Below are 6,604 nucleotides of genomic sequence, written 5' to 3' on the forward strand. Positions count from 1 at the left end.
CCCCGACGTGCCTACCCTCGCCGCGGCGCCGATGGACGTCGGTCCCGTCCCGGTCGCGGTCCGCTCGCTCGGCTATGCGCCGGGCATCGCCTCGCCGCTGCCGCCGAGTACCGGACCACCTCACTTCGCCTGATCCAGACCGACCGGCTGCCCGCGCTTTCGCGCGGCGCGGCCCGTGATTGCATCCAGCGAAGGAATAAACATGAAAACCCGTATCGATAGGGCGGCGGCGCCGCTGGCGTTCGCCATCTGTCTCGCCATGCCTGTTCACGCCGAAGAGGCCGATTCGACGATCATCGTCACCGCACCGACCGCCACCGACGCCGCCGAGGAGCGCGCCGCACGCACGCCCGGCGGCATCGACGTCGTTTCCTACGAAGACTATGCCGACAAATCGGTCGTGAGCCTGCGCGACACGCTCGCTTTCTCGCCCGGCGTCTACCTCCAGCCGCGCTACGGGCAGGAGGTTCGCATATCGGTCCGCGGTTCGGGCCTGTCGCGCGGCTTCCACATGCGCGGGCTGACGCTGCTCCAGGACGGGGTGCCGATCAACCTCGCCGACGACAATGGCGATTTCCAGGAACTCGAACCGATCTTCTTCGATCATCTCGAAGTCTATCGCGGCGCCAATGCGCTGCGTTTCGGGTCGGGCACGCTCGGCGGCGCGATCAACGGCGTGACGCCGACGGGACGCACCGCGCGCGGTATCTACCTGCGCGCCGACGCCGGCAGCCTCGACAGCTATCGCGGCCTGATTTCGGGGGGTGCGGCGAGCGAGCGCGTCGACGCGTGGGGGGCGGTCAGCGCCGACACGTCGGATGGCGACCGCGACCATGCAAAGCGACGCAGCCTGCGCTTTCAGGGCAATGTCGGGCTGAAGCTGAGCGACGTGGTGAGCACGCGCTTCTATGCCAGCGTCAACAATATCAACCAGCAGCTCCCCGGCGCGCTGACCAGGGCCGAGGCGCTGACGACCCCGCGCAAGGCCAACACCGGCGCGGTCGCGGGCGATCAGGGACGCGACATCGACTCGCTGCGCCTCCAGAACCGCACAAGCTTCGATTGGGGCGCCCTGACCCTCGACGCCGGCGGCTTCGTCAATGCGAAGTCGCTTCACCACCCGATCTTCCAGCTCATCGACCAGAAGTCGGTCGATGTCGGCGGCTTCTTCCGCGCCGGTTATGCGGCCGGCCCGGTCGAGGTCACGCTCGGCGGTGAAATCCGCCGCGGCGGCACCGATGCGCGCCAGTTCGTCAACAATGGCGGGCGGCGCGGCGCGCTGACCTTCGACGCCGACCAGAAGGCGCAGACCGCGACACTCTATGGCGAAGTCCGCGTACGGCCGGTCGAGGCGCTGACGCTGATCGCGGGCGGCGTCTACGCCGACGGCTGGCGCCAGCGCCACGTCAATTTCTCGGCCACCCCGGCGACCGACGGCCGGATCGACTTCGACGCCTTCTCGCCCAAAATCGGCCTGTTGTTCGAGCCCGCCGCCGATATCCAGATCTTCGCCAACTACAGCCGCTCGGCCGAATTCCCGGGGTTCGGCGAGGTATTCCAGACGATTGGCACCCCGCCGACGAGCATGGTGGTTTCGGACATCCGCCCGCAGCGCGCCTGGACCGCCGAGATCGGCACGCGCGGCAAGCTCGGTTTCGCGAGCTGGGACCTCGCGGTTTACCGCTCGACGCTAAAGGGCGAGTTGCTCCAGTTCACGACCAACGCCAGCATCCCCGCCGCGACCTTCAACGCCGACCGCACGCTCCATCAAGGCGTCGAGGCCGGATTGGATCTGGCGCCGACCGACTGGCTGCGGCTGCGGCAGGTCTATACCTACAGCGACTTCCGCTTCCGCGATGACGCCCAGTTCGGCGACAATCGCCTTCCGGTCGTGCCTCGCCATGCCTATCGCGCCGAACTTCGCCTCGGCAGCGATACGCTGCATATCGCGCCCAACCTCGAATGGGTGCCCGACGGCCCCTTCGCCGACTACCGCAATCGGGTCCGCACGCCCGGCTATGCGCTGATCGGCGTCACCGGAGGCGCGACGATCGCCGAGGGGATCGATGCCTTCGTCGACGTCCGCAACATCACCGGCAAGAAAGCGATCGGCGACATCAGCGCGGCGATCACCGTCACGCCGCCCAATGTCGAGCCGGGGTCGGCGATCTATTACCCCGTCGAACGCCGCGCGGTCTCCGCCGGCATCCGCGCGCGTTTCTGAGGAAAGGGAGGGGATGGCCGACATTAGGGTCTGACCCTGACCGGGTTCCGCTCTACCGCACGATCGGGCGCCGGCATTGCTGCGCCGAGCTGTTCGCCCCCCTTTGTCCTGCTCCTGCTCCTGCTCCAGGGTCAGGACCTATTAATTGCACGTTCGAGGTTTGAAGCGATTTTGTTCAGTGCGAGGAGGCAAGGCGCAGGAATATGTCGATATTTCCAGACTTGCCGACGACGCAATGGACAAAATCGGTCAAATCCCCCCTCCCGCCTAATGGGGGGACGTCGAAATGGCTTCGATCTCAGGCCCGTGCGGCCTTGCGGGTAGCGATGCTACCCGCGGCGGCCACCCGAACCCGATATCTTCGCCATTTCGACGCCTCGAACGTGCAATTAACAGGTTCTGACCCTAGATTGCCGAGCGCCTCCTGTTGCCGCGCCTCGGCGTTGCGGCAAAGACCCCGGCGCGCCTATAGGTGGGGCTATGATGCGCATCCTCCACCTCTTCGCCGCGCTCGCCGCGCTGCTCCTCTCCCCCGCGGCGAGCGCGCAGGAACGCGGGCTCGTGGTGCTCGCGGCGGCGAGTCTCCAGGAATCGCTGACCGAGGCGGCGGACGTCTGGGCCGCGCAGGGTCATGCCAAACCCGTCATCTCCTTCGCCGCCTCGTCGGCGCTCGCGCGGCAGGTCATCGCCGGCGCGCCCGCCGACCTGTTCCTGTCGGCCGACGAGGAGTGGATGGACGCGGTGGCCAGGGCAGGATCGCTGCGCGCGGGCACGCGCACCACCCTGCTCGGCAACCGCCTCGTGCTGATCGCCCCGGCATCGAGCAAGGTCCGCCTGATCCCCGCGCGCGGCTTCCCGCTCGCCAGGGTGCTCGGTTCGGGCCGCCTCGCGGTAGCCGATCCCAATGCCGTGCCCGCGGGAAAATATGCGAAAGCGGCGCTGACCGCGCTCGGCGTTTGGCCCAGCGTCGCGGCAAAAGTCGCCCCTGCCGAAAATGTCCGCGCGGCGTTGGCGCTCGTCGAACGCGGCGCGGCGCCGCTCGGCATCGTCTATGCGACCGACGCGCGCGCGTCGAAAGCGGTGCGCATCGTCGGCACTTTTCCGGCATCGAGCCATCCGCCGATCCGCTATCCCGTTGCGCTGCTGAAAGCGTCGCGGAGCAAGGACGCTGCGGGCTTCCGCGCTTTCCTGCTGTCGAAACAAGGCCGCGCGATCTTCGCGCGCCACGGTTTTTCGAATCCTTGACGATGAGACCGGACAAGACGCCAATAAATAGGGACAGTCCCTATTTATTCATCGAAACCGCTCGGGAATCGAAGCGGCAGGATCGATTAAATAGGGACTGTCCCTATTTATTGGCTGCCGGGCCGCCGTTTCCGGTCTCGGCCTCCTGATGCTCTCACCCGAGGAATGGGGGATCGTCGCGCTGTCGCTGAAGGTCGGCGGCGTCGCGGTGCTCGCGACGCTTCCGATCGCCTTCGCGCTCGCGTGGCTTCTCGCGCGCCATCGCTTCCCCGGCCGCGTCGTCCTCGACGCGCTCGTCCATTTGCCACTCGTCCTGCCGCCCGTCGTCACCGGCTGGCTGCTGCTGATCGCCTTTGGCCCGTTCGGCCCCGTCGGCCGCTGGCTCGAAAGCTGGTTCGGCGTCAGCCTGATGTTCCGCTGGACCGGCGCCGCGCTCGCGGCGGCGATCATGGCGCTGCCGCTGATGGTGCGCGCGATGCGGCTGTCGATCGAGGGGATCGACCGGCGGCTCGAGGGCGCGGCGCGCACGCTCGGCGCGACGCCCTGGCACAGCTTCTGGACGATCAGCCTGCCGCTCGCGCTGCCCGGCGTGCTCGCGGCGCTCGTCCTCGGCTTTGCGCGCTCGATCGGCGAGTTCGGCGCGACGATCACCTTCGTCTCGAACATCCCGGGCGAGACGCGCACGCTGCCGCTCGCCATCTATTCGGCGCTGCAGGTGCCGGGCGGCGAAGCGATGGTGACGCGGCTCGCCTTGCTCTCGGTCGCCTTGTCGCTCGGCGCGCTTATTCTCTCCGAATGGCTGGTGCGCCGGACGCATGGCGGAAGGCGCGTTCATGGCGATTGATATCGACGTCGAACGGCGGCTCGGCGACCGCAGCATCGCCGCGCGCTTTACCGCCGGTCCGGGGCTGACCGCGCTGTTCGGCCCGTCGGGGGTGGGCAAGACGAGTATTCTCAACATGGTCGCCGGGCTGCTGAGGCCCGACCGGGGACATATTCGCGTCGGCGATCGCACGCTGTTCGATGGTGCGATCGACCTGCCACCCGAGGCGCGCCGCGTCGGTTATGTCTTTCAGGACGGGCGGCTCTTCCCGCACCGCCGTGTCCGTGCGAACCTGACTTACGGCCATGACATTGTGCCGTCCGCGAACCGCTGGATGACCCTCGACGAGGCGGTACAATTTCTCGGCATCGGGCATCTGCTCGATCGCTGGCCGCACAGCCTGTCGGGGGGCGAGGCGCAGCGTGTCGCGATCGGACGCGCCTTGCTCGCGGGACCGGAAATCCTGCTGATGGACGAACCCCTGTCGTCGCTCGACACCGCGCGGCGCGGCGATATCATGGTGGTGATCGAGCGAATTCGCGACGCACTCAAACTGCCGATTCTCTATGTCAGCCACGACCGCGCCGAGATCGACCGGCTCGCGACCTCGGTGGTGGAGATTGGCGAATAAAGTTTCACTTGAAACCATTTTAATGGTAGAAGCGGGCGTATGGAAAGCCAGTTTACCCACGTCCATGACACGCCGCCGCCGGGTGCCGCGGCCGACTGGACGATTCCGCAGAATTGGGACGCCTTCACCGCCGACGAGCATGCGATGTGGGACCGCCTCTTCGCGCGCCAGTCGAACATGCTCCCCGGCCGCGCCGCCGACGCCTTCCTGCGCGGGATCGACGTGCTGCGCCTCGAAAAGCCAGGCATCCCCGATTATCGCGAGCTCAATGCGCGGCTGATGGCCGCGACGGGGTGGCAGGTGATCGCGGTTCCGGGACTCGTCCCCGACGAGGTGTTTTTCGACCATCTCGCGAACCGGCGCTTTCCGGCGGGCAATTTCATCCGCACTCCCGAGCAGCTCGATTATCTGCAGGAACCCGACGTCTTCCACGACGTCTTCGGCCATGTTCCGATGCTCGCCGACCCGGTGTTCGCCGATTATATGGTCGCATATGGCGAAGGCGGGCTGCGCAGCCTCAAGTTCAACGCACTGAAACAGCTCGCACGGCTATACTGGTACACGGTTGAATTCGGCCTGATCCGCGAAGCAGGCGGTCTGCGCATCTATGGCGCGGGCATCGTCTCTTCCTTTGCCGAAAGCGTCTTCGCGCTCGATTCGGACAGCCCGAACCGCATCGGCTTCGACCTCGCGCGCGTGATGCGCACCGATTACCGGATCGACGATTTCCAGCAGAATTATTTCGTCATCGACAGCCTCGATCAGCTGCTGAGCACGACGGTGAACACCGATTTCGCGCCGCTCTATGCCGCGAACGCCGCGCTGCCGCCGATTCCGATCGCCGACATCTTGCCCGGCGACGCGGTGGTCACCCGCGGTACGCAGGAATATGCCCTCGCCAAGAGCGGCTGACGCTCACTCGCTTTCCTTGCGCACCGTCGATATCAGCTGACGCCGCTGCTGAAAGGCTTCGCGGTCTGGCGGCACGGTATAGATACCGCGGAGCAGCGCCGCGTCGTGGCGCGACAGTTCGCGGCGCTCGGTTTCGCCGTCGAACAGCGCGAGGATCGACTCCTTCGGCGGCGGGGGATTGCTCCGGAATTCGGCGAGCGCGACCATGGCGGCGTAGGAGGCGACCGAGTCGAGCGGGGTGCCATCGGCCTGATGGACGTCGATCACGACCGTTGCGGTCTGCAGCGCCCGCACGACCTGCGTGCTGACGATGCTGCTGTTATAGAGCTTTATATAATAATCATTGATCGGCATGCCGTCGCGGCTCTCGTCGCGCGTCGTATACCACCAGCGGATCGCACCCGTCCCGTCGAGCACGCGGTCGCGCGCCACGGGCCCCAGCTCGGCGAACTGTTGGGGCGCCTTGCGGCGCGCCGCACGCGCGAGCGCGCGCCCGTCCGCGCTGAAAGCGACGACGATATTGGGTCGGCATTCGGCTGGGGCGACATCGGCACCCGCCGCAGCGGCGACGGCGCGGACGCGTGCATTGACGATCGCGGCCACATGATCGTCGACCCCTATTGTGTGTGGACAGACAGGGTCTACCCATCGCGCGAGCGGTTTGAGCTGCACGACCCCGGAGCGGCGCACATATTCGGCCGCGCGCTTCTTTGCTTCTTCGCGGGTCAGCGGCGTCCCCGTGATGATGATCGAATCGGGATCGTCGCCG

At 66.8% G+C, this 6,604-nt stretch carries 6 protein-coding genes; 5 read left to right on the forward strand and 1 reads right to left on the reverse strand.

The features are described 5' to 3' along the window. Positions 1–202: 202 nt before the first annotated feature. The 5 genes from VJ811_RS02660 (at position 203) to phhA (ending at position 5,835) form a co-directional block, all read left to right on the forward strand. A complete protein-coding gene (locus VJ811_RS02660; protein ID WP_324070726.1) occupies positions 203–2,224 on the forward strand; it encodes a TonB-dependent receptor in 2,022 nt (673 codons plus the stop codon). Between the two features lie 483 nt (positions 2,225–2,707). Further along, on the forward strand, positions 2,708–3,469 hold the full coding sequence (modA, locus tag VJ811_RS02665) for a molybdate ABC transporter substrate-binding protein (protein ID WP_414711904.1): 762 nt from the start codon (positions 2,708–2,710) through the stop codon (positions 3,467–3,469). 148 nt (positions 3,470–3,617) lie between these two features. After that, positions 3,618–4,313, forward strand: a complete 696-nt coding sequence (gene modB / locus VJ811_RS02670) for a molybdate ABC transporter permease subunit (protein ID WP_324070728.1) — start codon at positions 3,618–3,620, stop codon at positions 4,311–4,313. After that, positions 4,303–4,923: a molybdenum ABC transporter ATP-binding protein gene (locus VJ811_RS02675; protein WP_324070729.1), complete on the forward strand. Its 621-nt coding sequence runs from the start codon at positions 4,303–4,305 to the stop codon at positions 4,921–4,923. The genes modB and VJ811_RS02675 overlap by 11 nt, the downstream gene beginning before the upstream one ends. Positions 4,924–4,962: 39 nt before the next feature. After that, a complete protein-coding gene (gene phhA, locus VJ811_RS02680) occupies positions 4,963–5,835 on the forward strand; it encodes a phenylalanine 4-monooxygenase (RefSeq protein WP_324070730.1) in 873 nt (290 codons plus the stop codon). A 3-nt stretch (positions 5,836–5,838) separates the two neighbouring features. Here phhA and VJ811_RS02685 read toward each other — a convergent pair. Beyond that, a partial coding sequence (locus VJ811_RS02685; protein ID WP_324070731.1) for a hypothetical protein occupies positions 5,839–6,604 on the reverse strand: 766 nt, incomplete at its 5' end.

The organism is Sphingopyxis sp. (genome assembly GCF_035250425.1).
In the GTDB taxonomy this organism is placed as follows: Bacteria; Pseudomonadota; Alphaproteobacteria; order Sphingomonadales; family Sphingomonadaceae; genus Sphingopyxis.